Origin of the sequence: Nonomuraea sp. NPDC049758, from assembly GCF_040674635.1 — a bacterium.
Classification (GTDB): domain Bacteria; phylum Actinomycetota; class Actinomycetes; order Streptosporangiales; family Streptosporangiaceae; genus Nonomuraea.
The window spans coordinates 59,937-79,460 of the sequence record NZ_JBFAMZ010000007.1 but is presented as its reverse complement, the minus strand read 5'-3'; the positions used below and the strand labels follow the sequence as shown (position 1 = coordinate 79,460).

Annotated in this window: 17 protein-coding genes and 1 pseudogene; 11 read left to right on the top strand and 7 right to left on the bottom strand. The window is 71.1% G+C overall.

The genetic code is table 11. The features are described from left to right. Window positions 1-7 precede the first annotated feature (7 nt). The 4 genes from AB0J46_RS19900 (at window position 8) to AB0J46_RS19885 (ending at window position 2,699) form a co-directional block, all read left to right on the top strand. Window positions 8-886, top strand: coding sequence for a PfkB family carbohydrate kinase (locus tag AB0J46_RS19900; protein WP_364333653.1), 879 nt, complete (start codon window positions 8-10; stop codon window positions 884-886). A 122-nt stretch (window positions 887-1,008) separates the two neighbouring features. Beyond that, complete coding sequence (locus tag AB0J46_RS19895; RefSeq protein WP_364333650.1) at window positions 1,009-1,518, top strand: signal peptidase II; 510 nt, start codon at window positions 1,009-1,011, stop codon at window positions 1,516-1,518. A 186-nt stretch (window positions 1,519-1,704) separates the two neighbouring features. Continuing rightward, a complete protein-coding gene (locus tag AB0J46_RS19890) occupies window positions 1,705-2,226 on the top strand; it encodes a tetratricopeptide repeat protein (protein ID WP_364333647.1) in 522 nt (173 codons plus the stop codon). Beyond that, on the top strand, window positions 2,172-2,699 hold the full coding sequence (locus tag AB0J46_RS19885; RefSeq protein WP_364333644.1) for a tetratricopeptide repeat protein: 528 nt from the start codon (window positions 2,172-2,174) through the stop codon (window positions 2,697-2,699). Before AB0J46_RS19890 ends, AB0J46_RS19885 begins: the two co-directional genes overlap by 55 nt. A 42-nt stretch (window positions 2,700-2,741) precedes the next feature. On the opposite strand, the gene AB0J46_RS19880 is transcribed toward AB0J46_RS19885, so the two are convergent. Beyond that, on the bottom strand, window positions 2,742-4,181 hold the full coding sequence (locus AB0J46_RS19880) for a sorbosone dehydrogenase family protein (protein WP_364333641.1): 1,440 nt from the start codon (window positions 4,179-4,181) through the stop codon (window positions 2,742-2,744). 150 nt (window positions 4,182-4,331) lie between these two features. Between AB0J46_RS19880 and AB0J46_RS19875 the strand changes: the two genes are divergently transcribed. The 7 genes from AB0J46_RS19875 to AB0J46_RS19845 all read left to right on the top strand — a co-directional run bounded on the left by AB0J46_RS19875 (window position 4,332) and on the right by AB0J46_RS19845 (window position 11,620). Next, a complete protein-coding gene (locus AB0J46_RS19875; RefSeq protein WP_364333638.1) occupies window positions 4,332-4,937 on the top strand; it encodes a TetR/AcrR family transcriptional regulator in 606 nt (201 codons plus the stop codon). A 261-nt stretch (window positions 4,938-5,198) separates the two neighbouring features. Beyond that, the gene (locus AB0J46_RS19870) at window positions 5,199-6,521 is read left to right on the top strand and encodes an MFS transporter (RefSeq protein ID WP_364333635.1); all 1,323 of its coding nucleotides are present in this window, start codon (window positions 5,199-5,201) and stop codon (window positions 6,519-6,521) included. A 73-nt stretch (window positions 6,522-6,594) separates the two neighbouring features. After that, a complete protein-coding gene (locus AB0J46_RS19865) occupies window positions 6,595-7,509 on the top strand; it encodes a sugar kinase (RefSeq protein WP_364333632.1) in 915 nt (304 codons plus the stop codon). Window positions 7,510-8,444: 935 nt separating this feature from the next. Then, entirely contained in the window at window positions 8,445-9,065 is a 621-nt protein-coding gene (locus tag AB0J46_RS19860; protein WP_364333629.1) for a bifunctional 4-hydroxy-2-oxoglutarate aldolase/2-dehydro-3-deoxy-phosphogluconate aldolase, read from the top strand. After that, window positions 9,062-9,799, top strand: a complete 738-nt coding sequence (locus AB0J46_RS19855) for an FCD domain-containing protein (RefSeq protein WP_364333626.1) — start codon at window positions 9,062-9,064, stop codon at window positions 9,797-9,799. The genes AB0J46_RS19860 and AB0J46_RS19855 overlap by 4 nt, the downstream gene beginning before the upstream one ends. Continuing rightward, window positions 9,796-10,701, top strand: a complete 906-nt coding sequence (locus tag AB0J46_RS19850) for a D-isomer specific 2-hydroxyacid dehydrogenase family protein (protein ID WP_364333624.1) — start codon at window positions 9,796-9,798, stop codon at window positions 10,699-10,701. The genes AB0J46_RS19855 and AB0J46_RS19850 overlap by 4 nt, the downstream gene beginning before the upstream one ends. A 403-nt stretch (window positions 10,702-11,104) precedes the next feature. Next, window positions 11,105-11,620: a hypothetical protein gene (locus tag AB0J46_RS19845; RefSeq protein ID WP_364334679.1), complete on the top strand. Its 516-nt coding sequence runs from the start codon at window positions 11,105-11,107 to the stop codon at window positions 11,618-11,620. Window positions 11,621-11,652: 32 nt separating this feature from the next. Here AB0J46_RS19845 and AB0J46_RS19840 read toward each other — a convergent pair. From AB0J46_RS19840 to glk, 6 genes and pseudogenes are all read right to left on the bottom strand, one after another. Beyond that, window positions 11,653-12,490: pseudogene (locus tag AB0J46_RS19840) on the bottom strand (IS5 family transposase); the annotation flags it as partial. A gap of 165 nt (window positions 12,491-12,655) precedes the next feature. After that, entirely contained in the window at window positions 12,656-14,842 is a 2,187-nt protein-coding gene (locus tag AB0J46_RS19835) for a protein kinase (protein WP_364333622.1), read from the bottom strand. A 120-nt stretch (window positions 14,843-14,962) separates the two neighbouring features. Then, the gene (locus AB0J46_RS19830) at window positions 14,963-16,099 is read right to left on the bottom strand and encodes a cytochrome P450 (protein ID WP_364333619.1); all 1,137 of its coding nucleotides are present in this window, start codon (window positions 16,097-16,099) and stop codon (window positions 14,963-14,965) included. A 332-nt stretch (window positions 16,100-16,431) separates the two neighbouring features. Next, window positions 16,432-17,214, bottom strand: a complete 783-nt coding sequence (locus AB0J46_RS19825) for an IclR family transcriptional regulator (protein WP_364333616.1) — start codon at window positions 17,212-17,214, stop codon at window positions 16,432-16,434. A gap of 628 nt (window positions 17,215-17,842) precedes the next feature. Then, window positions 17,843-18,457 (bottom strand): bifunctional 4-hydroxy-2-oxoglutarate aldolase/2-dehydro-3-deoxy-phosphogluconate aldolase, encoded by a 615-nt coding sequence (gene eda / locus AB0J46_RS19820; protein ID WP_364333613.1) that lies wholly within the window; start codon window positions 18,455-18,457, stop codon window positions 17,843-17,845. Window positions 18,458-18,515: 58 nt separating this feature from the next. Beyond that, window positions 18,516-19,481: a glucokinase gene (glk, locus tag AB0J46_RS19815; protein WP_364333610.1), complete on the bottom strand. Its 966-nt coding sequence runs from the start codon at window positions 19,479-19,481 to the stop codon at window positions 18,516-18,518. Between the last annotated feature and the right edge of the window lie 43 nt (window positions 19,482-19,524).

Here is a 19,524-nt window from a genome sequence, read left to right as displayed (position 1 = left end):
CCGACCGATGACGCCTGACGTGCTGGTCCTCGGCGGCGCCGGGGTGGACACCACTGTCTACGTGCCCGCGCTGCCTCTGCCGTACCAGGACACCTACCACGTGCCGCCCGTCGTCGACCGCGTCGGGAACACCGGGGCCGGGGTCGCCCTCGGCTGCCACGCGCTCGGGCTCGGCGTCGCCTTCGCCGACCTCGTCGGCGACGACCCGCAGGGCGCGCTGATCAGGCACGCCCTGCGCGACATCGACTGCAGGTGGGGGATGGCGCAGGCGGGCACCCGGCGCAGCGTGCTGCTCGTCGGCCCCGACGGGCGGCGCACCTCCCTGCACGATCCCAAGGTCACGCCGGGGGAGCGGCTGCCCTCCGAGCTGTACGCCGGTCCGCGCCCCAGGCACGCGCACATCTCGATCATGGACTTCTGCCGCCACGTCTACCCCGACCTCGACGGCGTCCCCATCTCCACCGACCTGCACGACTGGGACGGCGTCGCCGACTACCAGAAGGACTTCGCCTACGGCTCCGACCTGGTGTTCCTGTCGGCCACCGCGCTGGCCGACCCGGCGGCCACGATGCGCGACATCCTCGCCGAGGGCCGCGCCCACACGGTCGTCTGCACGCGGGGCGCGGACGGCTGCCTCGTCCTGACCCGCGACTCGGCCGACGTACGCGCCTTTCCCGCCGCGCCCCTGCCCGGCCCGGTGGCCGACAGCAACGGCGCGGGCGACGCCTTCGTCTCCGGCTTCCTGTACGGCCTCCTGAACGGCCGGACCATCCCCGAGTGCGTCGCACTGGGCGCGGTCGCCGGGGCGCACGCGTGCACGGTCGAGGGCACCCACGAATCCCCGATCACCGAGAAACTGTTGCTCAGCAGGGCGTCCCAGCTCTGAGCGAGCGTGGCCGCGACCAAGGTTCGGTAGATTCGGGGCGAGAAGCCATGGATTGTGAGGCAAGAGTGTCGGAAGAACGCGGCCCGCAGGAGACCAGCCGGGGAAGGCGGCCTCGCGCATGGATGATCGTGCTGGCCGCGGTGGTGCTCCTGGTCGATCAGGCGTCCAAGTTCTGGGCGGTGTCGGCTTTGTCCAGCGGCGAGGAGATCACGGTGATCCCGCGGCTGCTCTCGTTGCGGCTGCTGCTCAACTCCGGCGCCGCGTTCTCCCTGGGTGAGGGCGTGACCTGGGTGTTCGCGCTGGCCGCCGCCGGGGCGGTGGCCGGCATCCTGTACGCGTCCCGGCGGCTGCGTTCGCCGGCCTGGGGGGTGGGGCTGGGCGCGCTGCTCGGCGGGGCCACCTCCCACCTGCTCGACCGCCTCTTCCGCCCGCCCGCGTTCGCCCAGGGACACGTGGTGGACTTCATCGACTACGGCGGGTTGTTCGTCGGCAACGTCGCCGACATCGCCCTGACGGGCGGGTGCGCGCTGCTGTTCCTGCTCAGCGTCCGCGGGATCCCGCTGGGGGACGCTCCTGGCGAGGAACGCCTGTCCTCGACGCCTTCGACGCCCTCGGGGTCCTCGGCTGCCTGATCGACCGGCCTGCTCGAACGGCCTGCTCGACCGGCCTGCTCGACCGGCCTGCTCGACCGGCCTGCTCGAACGGCCTGCTCGACCGGCCTGCTCGACCGGCCTGCTCGAACGGCCTGCTCGAACGGCCTGAGGCCGTGCGGCGGCGGGCCGCCGCACGGCCTCCACCACCACGCGGAGGTCGTGCGCTTGGCGGAGGTCGTGCGTCTGGCGGAGGTCGTGCGCCTGGCCCTGGGGCTGGCGGAGGCCCTGCGTCTGGCGGAGGAGACCGGCTGGCACGAGGCGCTCACCACGGCCCTGTGCAACGCCGGCGCCACGTACGCCGACCTGGGCATGCTTTGCGAGGCCGTCGATCACCTCGAACGCGCCCTCATGCTGAACGAGGCCATCGCCCGCACCCCAGCCCAGGCCGTCAACCTGGGCAACCTCAGCTGCCTCTACCTGGAGGTGGGACGCCTCCACGACGCCGAGGCCAGTTTGGACCGCTCGCTGGCCCTGTGCCGCGAGCTGGAACACCGAGCCAGCGAGGCGAACGGCCTGGTGATCATGGGCGAGGTCCTGCACGGCCGGGACCGGCTGCCCGAGGCCCGCGACACTCTCCTGTCCGCGCTGCACCTGCACCGCCAGGTGGACAACCGCGGCAACGAGGCGGACACGTGCGTAACCTGGCCGCGGTCGAACGTGACGCCGGCAATCTCGACTGGGCGCTGAAGTTGGTTGCGGTCGAGCGTGACGCCGGCAGTCTCGACTGGGCGCTCAATCTGGTTGTCACGGCACTCGATGCCTCCCACCAGGCCGGACACCGCAGGCTCGTCGCCGACGCCTTGCACACCCTCGGCCTCGTGCGCCTCGCGGTCGGCGACGTGGACGCCGCGCTCGACCACCACATGCGGGCGTTAGAGCTGACCAGGGCGGCGGGCAATGGCCACTCGGAGACGAAGGCCTTGCTCGGCCTCGTCGCCGGCGAGAGCGTGCGCGGCGCACGCGAACCAGCGCTCCGCCACGCCGGGCTGGCCCTGGCACTGGCCCGTGCCGCCGGGTATCGCCTGCACGAGGGCCCGGCATCGTCCCTGCGGGCCCGCATCAGCGACGACGCCTGCGACGCGCGCAGAGCGACGGAGCTCTTCACAGAACTCGGCCTCACAGCGAAGTGCTGGCAACGCGCTCTCCTTCCCCCGACGTGAACCCACCACCCCTCCCGTCTTCCGGTCTGGCCTGGCCTGAGGTCACGATCGGGGCGTGATGTGCCAGATCGTGTTTCCTGCGTCGTCTGCGACCAGTAGGCGGCCGTTCTTGCCCGTGATCACGCCGACCGGCCGGCCGTACGTGGTGCTCTCGTCGGGGGCCGGTTTGAAGCCGGTCAGGAAGTCCTGGGGCTTGGCGCTCGGCATGCCGTTCTTGAAGGGGACGTACACGACTTTGTAGCCAACCGGATCGCCGCGGTTCCAGGAGCCGTGTTCGGTGATGAAGGCGCCGCCACGGTAGGCCTCGGGGAACGTGAGGCTCTCGGAGAAGGCCAAACCGAGGGGAGCCGTGTGAGCGCCGAGGGCGTAGTCGGGGCGGAGCGCACGAGCCACCATCTCGGGACGCCGTGGCTGGACCCGCTCGTCTACGTGCTGCCCCCAATAACTCCACGGCCAGCCGTAGAAGTCACCCGGGCGCACACGTGTGAGGTAATCAGGTGCGGCATCGTCGCCCAGAAGATCGCGTTCGTTGACGACTGTCCAGAGTGTCCTGGACTGCGGTTCGAGGGCCAGGCCATTGGGGTTTCTGAGGCCGGAGGCCAGGATGCGCTCGCTGCTGCCGTCAGGGTTGATCTCCAGGATGGCGGCGCGCCGTCGTTCGGCATCCAGGCCATGTTCGCCCGCATTGCTGGACGAGCCGACCGTCACGTAAAGCTTGCTGCCGTCAGGAGCGGCGAAGAGGTTACGGGTCCAGTGGTTGTTGTAGCCGCCGGCCGGCAGGTCGAGGATCTTCTTCCCGGGGGCGGTGACCCGGGTTTCACCCAGCTTGTACGGATATCGCCAGACGCCGTCCGTCCCCGCGACGTAGAAGGCCGCCTGGGTGCCGTTCGGGGCCGCCGGGCCGAGCGAGTACGGCGCGGACACGGCCAGCAGCGCCATCCCGAACGGCTGGTTGAGGTTCTCCAGGAACACGCTGCGGAAGTCGGCCACGCCGTCGCCGTCGGTGTCGCGCAGCAGCGTGATCCGGTTGGCGCTGCGTTCGTTGGTCGAGCCGTCGTTGCGGCGCAGCCAGTAGAACAGCCCCATGACGGGGGACTCCGGGGCCTTGGGCAGAGTGGCCGACTCGGCCACGAGCACATCGCCGTTGGGCAACTCGTAGAGCCAGCGGGGATGCTCCAACTCGCCCGCGAACCGCGTGACCATGAACCCGGCCGGTGCCTTCGGCGCTCTGCCGGAGGGCCAGCCGACCACGTCGGGGGCGTTGACCTTGGGGATGGGGAACGTCTCGCGTTCCCCGAGCTGGGGCTCAGCGCCCAAGTGGGCGGCTGTCTGCGGGGCTCCGCCCCGGTTCACCGCGTAGGCCGCGCCGGCCACCGCGAGGACCATGAGCAGGAGCAGCACAAGCAGGGCTCGCATCAGGATCCGGCGTCTTGGGCGGCGCGGGGCCGTCGCCGGCGCTGTCACTTCGGAGGTCGTGGACACGGGGGTGTCTCCCGGTGAGCGGCTGATCGTTGATGGATGACTGGACGGCACGTAAGAACGGCAGCCAAGGATCCCTCTCCCCTCGGATAAGCTGTCCGGAGTTAACGGCCGTTAGATTTCTAACATGTGTTAAGCGCGAGGTCAATTCTGATGCTCACCCGTCACAAGATCCTGGAAGCCGGCCTGGAGGTCCTCGAGGCGGACGGCGCTCACGGGATCAGCATGCGTAAGCTGGCCAAACGTCTCGATGTGACGGCGACGGCGATCTATCACTACTTCGACGGGCGCGAGTCGCTGCTGGAGGCCATCGTGGACGAGGTGTGCAGCAAGATCGTCTCTCAGGCCCCTCGTGAAGGGGGGTGGAAGGATCAGCTGCGCGGGCTCATGGCCTCGATGGTCAGGCAGTCGCTGGAGCATCCCAGAGCGTCGGTCTGGTCCATCACCACGTACGCCCGGCGCGCGCCCGTGATGAGCCTTCACGAGGCCATCTTCGGGATCCTCTTGGATGCGGGCTTCCCTCCTGACCAGGCGGATCACGTGAAGGGGGCGGTGCTGCGCGTGTGCGTCGGGCATCTCGTCCTGCACGAGGCCGCCGCGCGGGACTGGACCGAGCTGCCCGCCGACAGGTATCCGCACTATCACGCGGTCGAGGCCGCCCGCCTGCGGGCCGATCAGGTCGAACACTTCAAGTTCGCGCTCGACGCCGTCCTCGCCGGGTTGCCCGACCCGAGCGATGAAGGTGAATCCCCTGCTTGACGGCCTTTGGGGCATGCCCTCACGCGATGTGGCCGCTCTGGGAAGCCGGTAGCCGCACGAGTTAACGAGTGTTAGAGTTCTGCTCGGCTCCGCATCCAGCCCGGGCGGAGTCAGGGGGAGGGGGCGTCCCGATGAGAGGAGGCGTGACCATGGCCGGAGGTTTCCCGCCGGGGGAGGAGGCCGGAGGTGGTTCGAGGCGCGGGCGCGGGGTAAGGCAACCGTTGGCGCGGACGCGGCCCAGGAACGCCTTCGAGGTGCAGCGTGACCGAGAGCAGCAGCGGATTAACGACCGCCGAGCACAGAGCCCAGGTGCGCAAGGCCGCGACGGCCAGCGTGGTCGGCACCGCCATCGAGTGGTACGACTTCTTCCTCTACAACACGGCCGCCGCTGTGGTCTTCGCCGAGGTCTTCTTCCCGAAGTCCACGCCGTACGCGGGCACGCTCGCGGCCTTCGCGACCAACGCCGTGGGCTTCGCGGCCCGGCCCGTGGGTGCGGCGATCTTCGGGCATTGGGGCGACCGCATCGGCAGGAAGGCGACACTCATCGTCACCCTTCTGACGATGGGCGTGGCCAGTGCGCTCATCGGCGTGCTGCCGGGCACCGACAGCATCGGCATCGCCGCGCCGATCATCCTGGTGGTCCTGCGCGTCCTGCAGGGCATCGCGGTGGGCGGCGAATGGAGCGGGTCGGTGCTGCTGTCGATGGAGTGGGGCGACCAGCGCAGGCGCGGGCTCATGGCGAGCTGGCCGCAAGTGGGCGTGCCCATCGGGCTGATCCTCGGCACCGGCGCGATGTCGCTGCTGGCCGCCACGACGGGCGACACCTTCAAGGACTGGGGTTGGCGGGTGCCGTTCCTGGCCAGTTTGGCGCTGGTGGCGGTCGGGCTGTGGGTGCGGCTGAAGGTGCTGGAGACTCCGATGTTCGCGCGGGTGCTGGAACGGCGGCAGGTGGTCAGGCTCCCGGTCATCGAGGTGCTGCGCCGGCATCCGAAGGAGGTGGTGCTCAGCGCGTTGCTGCGGGTGTCGGAGCAGATGCCGTTCTACCTCTACACGACGTTCGCCATCACGTACGCGACCCAGCAGCTCGGCCTGTCCCGGACGGTCGCGCTGTCGGCGGTGACGTGCGCGGCGGCGGTGGAGTTGGTCGCGATCCCGTTCTTCGGGCACCTGAGCGACCGTGTCGGCCGCCGGCTCGTCTACGCGACCGGCGCGGCGCTGCTGGCGGTGGTGGCGTTCCCGTACTTCGTGCTGCTCAACACCGGCGTCGTGCTGGTGGTCTTCCTGACGATCATGATCACGCAGATCCAGCACGCCATGGAGTACGGCCCGCAGGCCTCGCTCATCGCCGAGAGCTTCCCGACCAGCCTCAGGTACGGCGGCGCGGGTCTCGGCTATCAGCTCGCCTCGATCATCGCCGGCGGCCCCGCGCCGCTGATTGCGACATGGTTGTTGCACGACTACGGCTGGCAGGCGATAGCGATCTTCATGATCGTCGGTGCGGTGGTAGGGTTCGCCGCCGCGCTGGCTCTGCCCGACCGATCCAGGATCGACATCTCTCAGCCCTCCGCCTACAAGACGACCTGAGTGATCCTTCTCTTGTCCTTCATGACGTGATAGCACCGTTGACGGATCGGGAACGACAGGAGATGGGCGAGTCATGAGCGTCGTGGTGTGCGGTGAGGCCATGCTTCTGATGCTGGCCGAGCCCGGTATCCCGTTGGAGCGTGCCACGGTGTTCCGTCGCTCCATCGCGGGCGCGGAGTCGAACGTGGCCGCTGGGCTTGCCAGACTGGGCCATGACGTGCGCTGGCTCGGCCGGGTCGGCGCTGACCCGGCGGGCCGGGCGGTCCTGTCCATGCTCAGAGCTGAGGGGGTCGACACCCGGCACGCGGTCATCGACCCCGGTGCGCCGACCGGCCTGCTGGTCCGCGACAGTCATCCCTTCCGGGCCATCGACGTGCAGTACTACCGTTCCGGGGCTGCCGCGTCCAGGTTGAGGCCGGACGAGCTGACGCCGGAGATGGTGAACGGTGCGAAGATCGTCCACGTCACGGGCATCACTCCGATGTTGTCGGATTCCGCGCACCTGGCGACCCTGCGGCTGCTGGAGCTGGCCGGGCAGGCCGGAGCGCTCGTCTCCATCGACCCGAACATCCGATACAAGCTGGGCGAACCCGCGGCGTGGCGCGAGCGGGTGGCGCCGCTCCTGTCCAGGGCGGACGTGGTGCTGGCCGGCGAGGACGAACTCGACCTGCTTCACCTCGACCCGGCGACGCTGCCCGGCCTCACCGTGGTCAGGCACCGGGACAAGTCCGCCACGTGCGCAGGGCTGCGGCAGGAGGCGTTCACGGTGCCGGTGACCGATCCCGTGGGAGCAGGGGACGGCTTCGCCGCCGGGTTCCTGTCGGGGATGTTGCGCGGTGAGTCGTACGAGGTGTGCCTGCGCGAGGCGGCGGCGGTGGCGGCACTCGTCGTCCAGTGCGCCGCCGACACCGACGGCCTTCCGGACCGGCCGGGCCTGGATCGTGCCTTGGCCGCCTTCACGGGGCACGCCGAAACGGTCCATCGATAGCCCGCGAACCACCCGAAGATTCTCCGCCGCCAAGAGCGCGATCGCTGCCGACGAACCGCCACTGCCGATCACTGATTCATCGAAGTCGTTTTGCTACCAAGTAGGAGCCTGTCGAGGGCGGCCGAGTACGGGCCTTGAGTCCGTCGCCGCCGGAGGTTCGTGACGCTGATGCCGGTCTGCTGATGATGTGCATGGCGACGAGGGGCCTGCGCTAACTGGCCTCTCGCGCAGTATGAGCCCGTTGAGGACGAGCGAACGTGAATTGCGAGTCTGCTGGTGGGGGTTGGTCCGGATGGTGCAGGCGGCCATGTCGGTCTCCTCGACGAACCCGGGGATCCGAAGACGGTATGCCGAAGACGGCAAGCCCGTGGAGGGCTGCTGGTTCGAAGAGGGTGCATGCGAGAGCGGCCATCGAAGGATGCGGGCCTCGGGCGAAGGGACCTGTTCCAGGTTGAGGCGACTGAAGGACATTTCGACGGTAGACCGGCAAGTGCGGTGGAAGCGGGTTCGCCTGAAGGTGGCCATGCGAGAGGCGGTCCGTTCATGGGTTGACGAGGTCGGGGCTGGGGCGGGCAGGTGAGAGGCGGTCCGTCCGGGAGCCGACGATTTCGGGCGGAGGTGGGCATGCGTGAGGCGGTCCGTTCATGGGTTGACGAGGTCGGGGCTGGGGTGGGCAGGTGAGAGGCGGTCCGTCCGGGAGCCGACGATTTCGGGCGGAGGTGGGCATGCGTGAGGCGGTCCGTTCGTGGGTTCACGAGGTCGGAGCTGTGATGGGCAGGCGAGATACGAGTCCGTCCATTAGCTGACGAGGTCGGGGTGAAGGCGGTTCGGGAGGAGGCGGGCAGGGCGTTGGGTGGTCAGGCGGGGATGGTGCGTCGCCACTGAGGGCGGCTCGCCGTAGCTGTTCGCTGGTGAGGAAACCAAGGAAGGAAGTCATGTACCGCTGGGAGATCGTCCAGGCTGTCACAGAGCAACGCGTGTTCGGCATCGTCAGGGCCGCCACGCCCGAGGCGGCGCTGACGTCGGCCGAGGCCGTGCTGGATGCCGGGTTGCGTGCCGTCGAGGTCGCGCTCACCACGCCCCGCGCCCTCAGCGCCGTGGCGAGGCTCACCGAGCAGCGGCCCGACGCGATGGTCGGGGCGGGGACCGTCCTCGACGCGGCCGCCGCCAGGGCCGCCGTGGAGGCCGGCGCGCGCTTCCTGGTCTCACCCAGCCTGCACCCTGAGGTGATCCGCGCCGGGCACCGCTACGGCGTCCCGGTCTTCCCGGGGGTGGCGACCCCGACCGAGATCGTTCGTGCCCTGGAAGAGGGGGCGGACGCGGTCAAGATCTTTCCGGCGTCGGGCGTTTCCCCCGCCTGGCTGCGCGACGTGCGGGCTGCCCTTCCGCAGGCGCCCGCGATCCCCACCGGCGGTGTGACCGTGGACGATGCGCCCGAGTGGATCGCGGCCGGCGCCGTGGCCTGCGGCATGGGATCGGCGCTGACTTCGGGCGGCCCGGGTGCCGCGGTTGAACGGGTTGCGGCGTTGCTGGCCGGGCTGGCGGGGGCCCGATGAGTGTGGAGACACTACGGGGCCTGCATGGGCAGGTGCTCGACGCGGTCGGCAGGTCGCTGGCGGGCGGGGAGATCCGTGCGGGGCAGGTGTTGCGCCTGGAGGACGTCCAGGAGCGGTACGGGGTTTCCCGGACCGTCGCGCGCGAGGTCGTCCGCGTGCTGGAGTCGAAGCGCGTGGTCACCAGCCGTCCTCGTGTCGGGGTCACCGTACGGCCGATGAGCGCCTGGAACCTCTATGATCCCCAGGTGATCCGCTGGCGGCTGGCCTCGCCGGGGCGTGAGGCGCAGTTGCGTGAGCTGGCCGAGCTGCGGGCCGCGGTCGAGCCTGCCGCCGCCGCGCTCGCCGCATCCAGGCCCGACCTCCGCGTGCCGGACGAGCTCGCCACCCACGCTCGTGCCATGGACGCCGCCGCTCGTGAGGGTGACAGCCAGGCCTACGTCACGGCAGACGCCGCTTTCCACCGGGTGCTGCTGACCGCGTCGTGCAACGGCATGTTCGCCCAGCTCGCCGAGGTGACCGAAGTGCTGCTCGAAGCCAGACGCGAGCTGCTGCTCCTGCCCGAACGCCTGGAGACGACCGCCATCGGACTCCACCACGAGATCGCCGAAGCGGTTGCCGCCGGGCGGGCTGCCGAGGCGGCACAGGCCGCCGCGGACATCGTCGGACGGGCCCGCGACGAGGTCGAGCAGATCCTGGCAGACAGCCGAGAGCACGTCACGGAGGTACCCCGATGAGCGTCGCCGTCCACGTCGGCCCTGAACCGGTCCCCATGCTGGTCGACGCCGTACGGCGGTCGGGCGGCAGCGTCGTGCCGCTGGAGGAGGCCGAGGCGATCGTCTACTACGGGCGCGGCGGCCCCGAGGAGCTGCGGTCCATGATCCATGACGGCATCCGGTGGGTGCAGCTGCCCGCGGCGGGAGTCGAGCGGTACGCCGAGGCCGGAGTGATCACCGAGGAGCCCGTCTTCACCGCCGCCACAGGCTCCTACGGTGTGCCCGTCGCCGAGCACGCGCTCGCGCTCATGCTGGCCGCGGCCCGCAACCTGCCCCGGCTGGCCAGGGCCACTGAGTGGGGGAGTAACGAGTCGAGGGAGTTCGCCGGCTCGACGGTCGCGATCATCGGCTGCGGGGGCATCGGGCGGGCGCTCATCAGGATGCTGGAGCCGTTCGGCTGTCCGGTGATCGCGGTCACCGACAGTGGCCGGGCGCCCGGGGCGCACCGGATACTGCCTCGTGCCCGTTATCGGGAGGCGCTGCCGGAGGCCGCGTACGTCGTCCTCGCCGCTGCGACCACGCCGAGCACCAAGGGCATGATCGGTGCTCCCGAGCTTGACCTGATGCGTACGGACGCGTGGCTGGTCAACATCGCCCGGGGTGCGCTCGTCGTGACCGATGACCTGGTGACGGCGCTGCGCGAGGGCCGGATCGGTGGTGCCGCGCTGGACGTCACCGATCCGGAGCCGCTGCCGTCCGGGCACCCGTTGTGGCACATGGACAACGTCCTGATCACGCCGCACACGGCGAATCCGCCGTCGTCCTACTGGCGCGGCCTGGCCGAACGCGTGGCCGCGAACGTGCGCCACTTCGCCGACGGCGCCCCGATGGAAGGGGTGGTGTCGCCGGAGCAGGGGTTCTGAGGGGGCAGAGCCCTGGGTATCGGAACGGGGCAGTGCCCTTGTCGTGAGCCGTGCCTTGTGTCCGGAGACCTGCCTTTTCGACTGACGTCGCCATCACGCCGCCAATGGACGCAGGCCCGGTGGAGAGGGCTTGGCGTGGGGCTGCCGGTCTGTGCGGGGTGGTGCTGGGGCGGCAGTCCAGAGAGGGGCGTTTTGCTGGGATGTGAGGGGTTGGTTCTTGGTTAGCCCACCGCTACTTGGGCTCTGGGGCTTATGTGTGAGCTGCTAGTCGGTGGTTACCTCAGAACTGGTCGGAGTCCGGGCTTACAGATCGCGCGAACAGGGCTTGGGGCGGAGGGCACAAGGGGCTACGTGCCTCGGCTGTCGATCATCATCGTGACCGGGCTTGGCCTATGCTGAGCCAATGACCGACAACGGCGCCCCCACGAGAAGCTCGGGCGCTGAAGAGTCTGGCGTTGACGCGAAACTGCCCGCGACCGTGCGTATCGCCGGGGTGGTGTTGAGAAGGATGGAGAGCCCTCCATCGCTGGCCTGCTGGACCGGTTACTTCCCGGAGCCGACAGGCGCGGTCGAGACCGGGATGAGTCTGGTGATCGAGCCGGCCGCCCCGCCAGAAAAGGCCACCCTCCATTTCGCTCACGACGTCGTGAGCCACTTCGATGTCTTCGTCGACCAAGCTTTGGAGTACTGCCGCACCCGCCTCCGGGAATCGCACTTCGAACTCTCAACTGAGGAACTGAGCTGGCTCGACCTTCCGGAGTTGCCACTGGCAGTTCCCGAAGTAACCGTGTGGGCCGACCAAACCTGGGCAATCCGTTTCACGGAGAGCAGGCTCCGGCTGGCGGACCCCTGCGGAATCCTCGTGACGTTCAACGGAAGGCAGCCTGTCGACGTTGAGGGCCTCGACGACGAGCAATGAACCGCTCGACGCGCCATCGGGCGTGTGTTCATGGGGGGGCGGTTGGGTCGGTTGTCCCAGCGGTGGGTTGTCCAGGCCCGGAGATCAGGCTGCGTACGGCGATGACGGTGTCGGCGAGATCGAAGAACGCGTTAATGACCGTTGCGTGGTGTTCGTGGCAGCGGGCGAGGCGCTGGAAGGCGTTCTGCCAGGCATGGGTACGCTCCACATGCCACCTGTCGCTTGCCTGGACCGGTGCCTTCTCGCCCTTGTGCGCGATCCGGCCGTCCAGGCCACGTTCGGCAAGCAGGGCGCGGGTCTTGTCGGAGTCGTAGCCGGCGTCCAGGTGCACGGTGATGTCGTCGGGCAGGGGCCGGAGGTCGTCCAGCAGGTTCAGGGTCGCGGCGAGCAGCGGGGAGTCGTGAAGGTTCGCTCGGCCAGGACACGGCCCAGCGGAATGCCGTAATCGTCCGTCATCCCGGAACGCTTCAAGCCCTGCTTGCCGCGGTCGACCGGGGAACGCCCCGCCACCTCACCGCCACCAGGCGCCTTGGTGATGCAGCCGTCCACAGCAATCCGGTCCAGGACCAGGCCGACGATCCGGTCGTAGGACTCCAGCGCGATCCGCTTGAACTGCGCGAAGACACCCAGACGTATCCACTCGTCACGACGGCTGCGGATCGTCGTGGCCGAGCACGTCGCATCCACGATCGCCTCGTAGGAACAGCCGAAACGCAGCAGCTGCAGCAGCTTGTCGAAGACGACCCAGTCACCGGTACGCCTGCGATGACAGCCCAACGGATGGCCCGGGTGGAACTCCGGCCGCATTGACAACAGGGCCGCGAACTGCGCCCGCAGCGGTTCGGTCAGCCAGGACGGCAGAACAGGCACAAGTCTCCCCAACGATCACACAGTGTCGCCACTCCATGATCGCCAGGACTCGTACCCGCTCCGCCACCAGTCTCCCCAACCTCCCCCATCCGCGCAGCCACTCATGCGGAGTCGCTGGTGAGCCCGGGGCTGCTTGTGTTCTGGCGGTCAGGCCTGAGTCGCTGGTCAGCTCAGGGCTACTCGGGCTCCGGCGCTCAGGCCTGAGTCGTGTACTTCGAGGCCCGCCGGCTCGGCGCTTTTGGGCAGGTCGAACACCAGCGTGCCGGTGAAGGACTGGCTGGGGGCGATGCGGACCGGGGTGATCTCCGTGCCGCTCTTGTCCAGGAGCTTGCTGCCGCCGTGCAGGGCCTCGTCCTCGTCGATCAGCTTCTGCTGGCCGGGGTAGAGGACGCGGGCGTCGGGGCCGACGTTGTTCACCTTCACCGTGACCTGGCAGGTGCGACGGGAGGCGGACTTCGCAGGCTTGGGGCACTTTGTGCCGGTTACCGCGAACTTCAGCTTTCCGTCCTGCACCGGGCCCTCCTCGCCTATGGCGGGGGAGCGGAAGATCCAGGCCAGGGTGGCCAGGACCACCACGAACAGGACGATCACGATCACCAGCGCGGTCATGCAGCCGGTGAACACGCCGCGCTTGCGGCGCGGAGGCGGGTACCCGGGCAGCGGTCCCTGGCCCGTGGTGTGCGGTGGAAGGGGGCCCTGGCCGGTGGTCTGGTGGTGGGGGAGCGGGATGTTCCCGGTCCGGTCCACGGGGGGCGGCATCTGCGGTGCGCGAGGTGCCGGGTGCTCCGTGGGGGCGGGCATGGGCGGGCGGGGGCCCGTGCGTTCGGCCGGGGAGGGCATCTGCGGCGGACGCGGTCCGGTGCGCTCGGCGGGCGACGGCATGGGGGACTGCTGCCCGGGGTGCTCCATGCCCGAAGGCATCGGGGGCCGGTGCCCCATGTGCTCCGCGCCGGAGGGCATGTGTGGCCGCTGGTCCATGTGGTCCGGGCCAGAAGGCATGGGGCGACGTGGGTCGGCATGGTCCGGGCCGGCAGACATGGAGGAGCGTTGGTCCAGGTGCTCTGCGGCGGCGGGCATGGGCGGGCGGGGGCCGGTGCGTTCGGCCGGGGAGGGCGCGTGCGGTGGACGCGGGCCCGTGCGCTCGGCGGAAGGCGGCATCGCGGAGCCCGCCCCCGTGCGTTCGGGTGCGGGTGGCATCGGAACGGCGGATCCCGTGCGTTCGGCAGCGGGCGGCATGGGGGAGCGGGACCCCGTCCGGTCGGGGGACGGGGGCACCGGGGGGCGGGAGCCCGACGCGGAGGGCATCGGAGGGCGGGGACCCGTGCGTTCCGCAGGAGGAAGCAGATGGGGGGAGCCCGTACGTTCCGCGGGTGAGGGCGGGTGCGGGGGGCCGGTGCGTTCGGCGGGTGGGGGCGGGTGCGGGGGGCCGGTGCGTTCGGCGGGTGGGGGCATGTGGCCGAGGGGGCGGAACTCCGAGGGGTTCCAGGCGTTCGTCAGGTGTTCGGTGGCCGCCAGCTGGGCTGCGGGCTCGTCGGCCGCGCCGACCAGTTCCAGCAGGAGCTGCTTGGCCGCGGGCCGGCGCGCGGGGTCGGGGTGGATGGCTGCGGCGACCAGCCGGTCCAGGGGGGCGGGCAGGCCGCGCAGGTCCGGTGGCGCGGTACGGGCCCGCGCCGCCATCACGTACGCGTCCCCCTCGCCGAACGGATGCCCGCCGAGCCCCGCGTACGCGATCAGCGAGCCCCAGGCGAACACGTCGCCGGCCGGGCTGGTGTGCCCCTCGAAGACCTGCTCGGGAGCGATCCAGCCGGGCGTGCCCATCACCATGCCGGCGTTCGTGTGCCGGGACTCGACGTGCGTGGAGCGCGCCAAGCCGAAGTCGATCACCCGCGGCCCGGCCAGCGTCAGCATGACGTTGGCCGGCTTGAGGTCGCGGTGGACCAGCCCCGCGGCGTGGATGGCGGTCAGCGCCGCCGCCACGCCCACGGCCGCCGAGTGCAGCACCGACGGCGGCAGCGCGCCGTGCTCGATCAGCTGGTCTTCCAGCGAGATGCCGTCGATGTACTCGGTGACCAGGTAGAGCACCCCGCGGTCCTCGCCGTGGTCGAGCACTCGCGCGGTGCAGAACGAGGCCACCTTGCGCGCGTTGGACACCTCTTCGTGGAAACGCGCCCGGTAGACCGGGTCGGCCGTGAAGTCACGCCTGATGGCCTTGAGCGCCACCTTGACCCCGTCGGCGCCCCTGGCGAGGTAGACGGTGCCCATGCCCCCCGAGCCGAGACGGCTCAACAGCTCGTAGGGGCCGATCGCCGGCGGATCCTCAGGCTTCAGCGGAGTGCCTGCCGAGCGCCCCACGGTCGCCGTCCTCTCGCCGTCGTCATCCCGTCGCAAACCGAACCGTTTCTTCCGCCGGTACGCCTTTTTCCACCCCAGACTCTAACGGAGAAGCCGCCGCCCGGTGGCGACGAAGCCCGGTCAGCTCTGGCCTGGACGCCGCTTCAGCGGGCGCATCGTCACCCGCAGGCGGGCCGCGTTGAGCGTCTGGGGCAGCGGGCGGTGCGGGGACAGCGGCCGGCCGGTCGCCTTCGGGCGGGCCGAGGCCAGGATCCCGCCCAGGAAGGCGGTGCCGACGCCGAGCATCAGGTGCACGCCGTCGCAGCGCGGCAGGGCCCACCATTCGCCGGCGGCGGTGCCGTCGAGCCAGATCTCGGGGGAGAAGGAGTCGGCGTAGTGCAGGCGGGGGCTGCGCTGGTGGGGGGCGAACGGGAGGATCACGTGGGTGCCGGCGGGCACCGGGACGCCGTACCAGTCGGTCTCCTCGGTGGTGAGGCGGGACAGGGCCGGGACCGGCGGCCACAGGCGCAGGCCCTCGCGCAGGCAGGCGCGCAGGTAGTCGGGGTCGGCGCGGGCGCACTTGCGCTGGACGGGGTAGGTGGCCAGCAGGGCGAGGGTGCGCATGAGGCTGGCGGCGGTCACGCTGAAGCCGAGCAGCCAGAACGCCGCCTGCCGCAGGCCGCGCGCCTCCGGGCCGCTGGTCTCGGCGAGCAGACCGGCGAGGGTGCCGGGCTCGGCGCGGCGCAGGTGGTCGAGGATGCGGGCGTCGTAGCGGCCGGACAGGATCTCCTGACGGCGTCTGGCCCGCCCCCTGCCTGCCCGTCTGACCTGGGCGAGCAGGGCGCTCAGCTCCTCGTCGCCGGCCGCGCCCGCGCCGTAGACGCACCGCCGCGCCACCCGCTGCCAGCACGACTCCAGCCGGGCGTAGTCGATGACGCCGTCCGTCAGCGCGGCCGCCTCCTGCCGGGCCACCTCCGCGAACGCCGGCCGCAGCACGTCGTAGGGCAGGCCGGCGGCCCGTTCGCGCACGGTGGGGACGAAGGCGGGCTCGGACAACACGCGTTCGGCGTCCCGCTGGGACAGCACCACCAGCGCCGTGCGGTGCGGGCCGCGGACGAGCACCGGACGGCCGCCGTACCGGACGTGCAGGCCGGTCAGCAGGGAGCGGGAGCGCAGCAGGTCGAGGCCGGCGGTCGCGTGCGGCGTGCCCGGCGGCAGGAGGGCGCCGGCCAGGCGCAGGGTCTCCAGCACGGTGGCCCTGTGCAGGCCTCTAGGCACGCGTGGCCTCCCCGTCTCCGGTCGGCCTTCGGGTGTCCGGGATGGTCCGGGTTTCCCCGTCTCTGGTCGGCTTTCGCGTGATTGGGATGGGCTGGGTCGGCTTCCGCGTGATCGGGGTCGTCCCGGTCTTCCCGTCTTCGGCCGGCGCCCGCGCGCCTGGGGTCGTCCGGGCCTGATCTGGCCGGGTCGCGGGCGCCTTCTCAGTGGCCGGGACGGGAAGGAAATCCATGGGGTCATGCGATCGCCCGTCTGCCGGGTGCGCAAGCGGGGGTCTCGCTGGGCGGAACGTTTTCGGGACGCGCCCCGTGGAGCGTTCCATGATTCGGAACACCTCAGGCCACCACCAGCGCGGCCGAGATCGCCTGCGCCGCGCCGCGTACGGTCAGGCCCAGCCGGGCCAGTGGCGCGGACGGGCCCGGCGCCGCCACCCCCACCGACATGCACACGCCGCCGCCCGGCCCGAAGACCGGCGCGGCCACGCACGACACGCCCTCGGTGTACTCCTCCTGGGCGTAGGCCACGCCGTACCGGCGGACCTGGGCCAGCTCCCGCTCCAGCGTGGCCACGCCGGTGATCGTGCGGCTGGTCAGCCGCTCGAAGCCACCCCGCCCGAGCACCTCCTCGCGCAGCCCGGTGTCGAAGGCCAGCAGCGCCTTGCCGGTCGCCGTGCAGTGCAGCGGCGCCAGGTCGGTGCCGTCGGAGCGGGACCGGACGCGGTCGTGGCCGTACAGGCGCTCGACGTAGCGGGCCTCCAGGCCGGCGGTCACGGCCAGGTTGACGGTCTGGCGGGTGGTCTCCTGCAGGCAGAGCAGGTACGGCAGCACCACCCGCCGCGACCCGGGGATGCGGTTGCGGGCGATGCCGGCCATCGTCTCCAGCTGCCGGCCGGGCAGGTAGCCGGTGCCCACCCGCCGGGCCAGCTCGCGTGCGCACAACACGCCCAGGATCCGGTGGGCCGTGGACTTGGGCAGGCCCGTGCTCCGGCTGAGCTGGGCCAGGGTGACCGGCCGGGGCGCGGCGCTCAGTGCGAGGAGGATGTCGATGCCCCGCTCCAGGCTCCCGATCGGCGTCACCGGACGCGTGAGGTGTTCCTGACGGGCCGTTTCCAGCGGCATGGTGCTCCCTTTCGCTCTCCGAGGAGCGGATGGGGCTTCCCGGGGCTACGGCTTGGCATTCCTTGCCCTACCCCGCCGTCACGCGTCCGAATACCCGGTTCGGCGCAGGCTGATGATCTCCGAGCGCCCGGAAAGGGGCAGTTCGGCGGGGGTTCTGGGATATAAGTCCAGACTTGCGGCATATGCGCCCACCAGCCGCACGTCGGCGGCTTCGAGGGCATCGCGGAGGAGGGCGCCAGGATGACGCTGGTGATCCACGCCGTCGCCGCGGTGGCCATCCTGGTGGACCGTCGCGGATGCCGTCGTCCGCGACGGTCGTACGGGCGCGCCGGTGCATCGGCGGGACGGACCGCCGGTGCGAGCGCCCGGCGGTGTGCAGCGCCTGCGTCCAGCGGGGCGGCGGGGCGTTCTGTCGCGACGCCGCCCCCGGCTGCGACGCCTGCCGGACGCGGACGGCCGGAGGTGCCGAGATCGCCCGCCGCAAGGGCTGCTGCACGCGCGCACCCGTCCACGCGGGCTGCAACACGCGCACGCCCGTCCCCGAGCGCGAGAAGCCACAGCGACGCCAAGGCGCGTCACGCGTGAACGAACGCCAGAAAGCACAGGGCCGCCGAGGCGGCCCTGGAAGCTACCGGGGCAGAGTCGCTGCGGCGGCGGCGAGCTTCTCCACGCGGGCCCAGTCGCCCGCGGCCAGCGCGTCGGCGGGGGTGAGCCAGCTTCCGCCCACGCAGCCCACGTTCGGCAGCCGCAGGTAGTCGGCGGCGCTCTCGGCCCGGATCCCGCCGGTCGGGCAGAAACGCACGTCCGGCAGCGGCCCGGCCAGCGACTTCAGGTACGCGACGCCGCCCGCCGCCTCGGCCGGGAAGAACTTCAGCTCCTTGATGCCGCGCTCGGCCAGCGCCATCACCTCCGAGACGGTGGCCGCGCCCGGCAGGTACGGCACGCCGCTGGACTCCAGCGCCTCCACCAGCGACAACGTCGTGCCCGGCGAGACCAGGAACCGGGAACCGGCCGCCACGGCCGCCGAGATGTCAGCGGTGGTGCGGATCGTGCCCGCGCCGACCGTGGCCCCCGGCACCTCCGCGGCGATCCGCTCGATCGCTCCGAGCGCGGCCGGCGTGCGCAGCGTCACCTCGATGACGGGCAGCCCGCCCGCCACAAGAGCCTCGGCCATCGGCACGGCGGTCGCCACGTCGTCGATCACCACGACGGGGATCACGGGGGCGAGGTCGAGCAAGCTCATCAGAGTCTTCTCCTCATCGGCCGGGGTCACGGCCGTCTAGTGGTGATCAGGGTGGGCCTCAGCCCACGAGTTCGGTGGTGGCCCGCGCGCGCAGCCAGGCGGCCGCGCCGGCGAGCGCCGGCTGGGGCGCGACGATCAGCGTGGTGGCGATCGCCTCCAGATATCCGGGCATGTCGGGGTTGCCGACGAACCGGGCACGGAAGCCGCTGGTGCGCACCCGTTCCACGATACGGGGCAGCACTCCGCCGCCCAGGTAGACCCCACCCCTGGCGCCCAGGGTGAGCGCCACGTTCCCGGCGAAGCTGCCCAGCATCTCGCAGAACACCTCGACGGTCTCCGCGCAGAGCGAGTCGTCGAGCCGGGCCACGATGTCGGAGGCGGTCAGGTCGGGCGCGGTCACGCCGTTGACCTTGGTCAGCGCCCGGTGCAGGCGTACCAGGCCGGGGCCGGACAGCAGGTGCTCGGCCACGACGTGCGGCAGCCCCTCGGCCTGCAGCACCCGGACGATCTCCAGCTCGCGCCGGTCGATCACCGGTACCGTGACGTGCCCGCCCTCGCCCGGGACGGGCGTCCAGCCCCGGTCCGTGGGCACGAGCCCGCCGACGCCGAGCCCGGTCCCGGGGCCCAGCACGGCCTTGACGCCGTGGGAGGGCTCGGGACCGCCCAGGGACACCAGGTCGGGGCCCTCCAGGTGGGGCAGCGACACGGCCAGCGCCTCGAAGTCGTTGAGCAGCACCGCGTACGGGATGCCCAGGTCGCGTACGGACCCGGCCCACGCCGAGTTCGTCAGCCGGTAGCGGTCGCCGTCGATCGGCCCGGCCAGCGCCAGGCACGCCGCGCCCGGCCGCGCCCCGCCCGCGTGTTCGGCGAGATAGGCGTCGACGGCGTCGGGCAGCGTGGGGTAGGCGGAGCCGGCCAGCACCGCGACGTTCGACGGCCGGGCCTGCGGCGAGGTGACCAGCCCGAACCGGGCGTTGGTCCCCCCGATGTCGGCGACCAGCCAGGGAAGGTCAAAGGCACTCATCCCACACCTCCGATGCTCACGCCTCCGATGCCCACGACGACAG

Bases quoted from the DNA above. Each gene is read 5' to 3' on its own strand.
- AB0J46_RS19900 (WP_364333653.1), top strand. From the start codon at position 8: ATGACGCCTGACGTGCTGGTCCTCGGCGGCGCCGGGGTGGACACCACT.
- AB0J46_RS19895 (WP_364333650.1), top strand. From the start codon at position 1,009: ATGATCGTGCTGGCCGCGGTGGTGCTCCTGGTCGATCAGGCGTCCAAG.
- AB0J46_RS19875 (WP_364333638.1), top strand. From the start codon at position 4,332: ATGCTCACCCGTCACAAGATCCTGGAAGCCGGCCTGGAGGTCCTCGAG.
- AB0J46_RS19865 (WP_364333632.1), top strand. From the start codon at position 6,595: ATGAGCGTCGTGGTGTGCGGTGAGGCCATGCTTCTGATGCTGGCCGAG.
- AB0J46_RS19860 (WP_364333629.1), top strand. From the start codon at position 8,445: ATGTACCGCTGGGAGATCGTCCAGGCTGTCACAGAGCAACGCGTGTTC.
- AB0J46_RS19855 (WP_364333626.1), top strand. From the start codon at position 9,062: ATGAGTGTGGAGACACTACGGGGCCTGCATGGGCAGGTGCTCGACGCG.
- AB0J46_RS19850 (WP_364333624.1), top strand. From the start codon at position 9,796: ATGAGCGTCGCCGTCCACGTCGGCCCTGAACCGGTCCCCATGCTGGTC.
- AB0J46_RS19845 (WP_364334679.1), top strand. From the start codon at position 11,105: ATGACCGACAACGGCGCCCCCACGAGAAGCTCGGGCGCTGAAGAGTCT.
- AB0J46_RS19825 (WP_364333616.1), bottom strand. From the start codon at position 17,214: ATGCCGCTGGAAACGGCCCGTCAGGAACACCTCACGCGTCCGGTGACG.
- eda (WP_364333613.1), bottom strand. From the start codon at position 18,457: ATGAGCTTGCTCGACCTCGCCCCCGTGATCCCCGTCGTGGTGATCGAC.
- glk (WP_364333610.1), bottom strand. From the start codon at position 19,481: ATGAGTGCCTTTGACCTTCCCTGGCTGGTCGCCGACATCGGGGGGACC.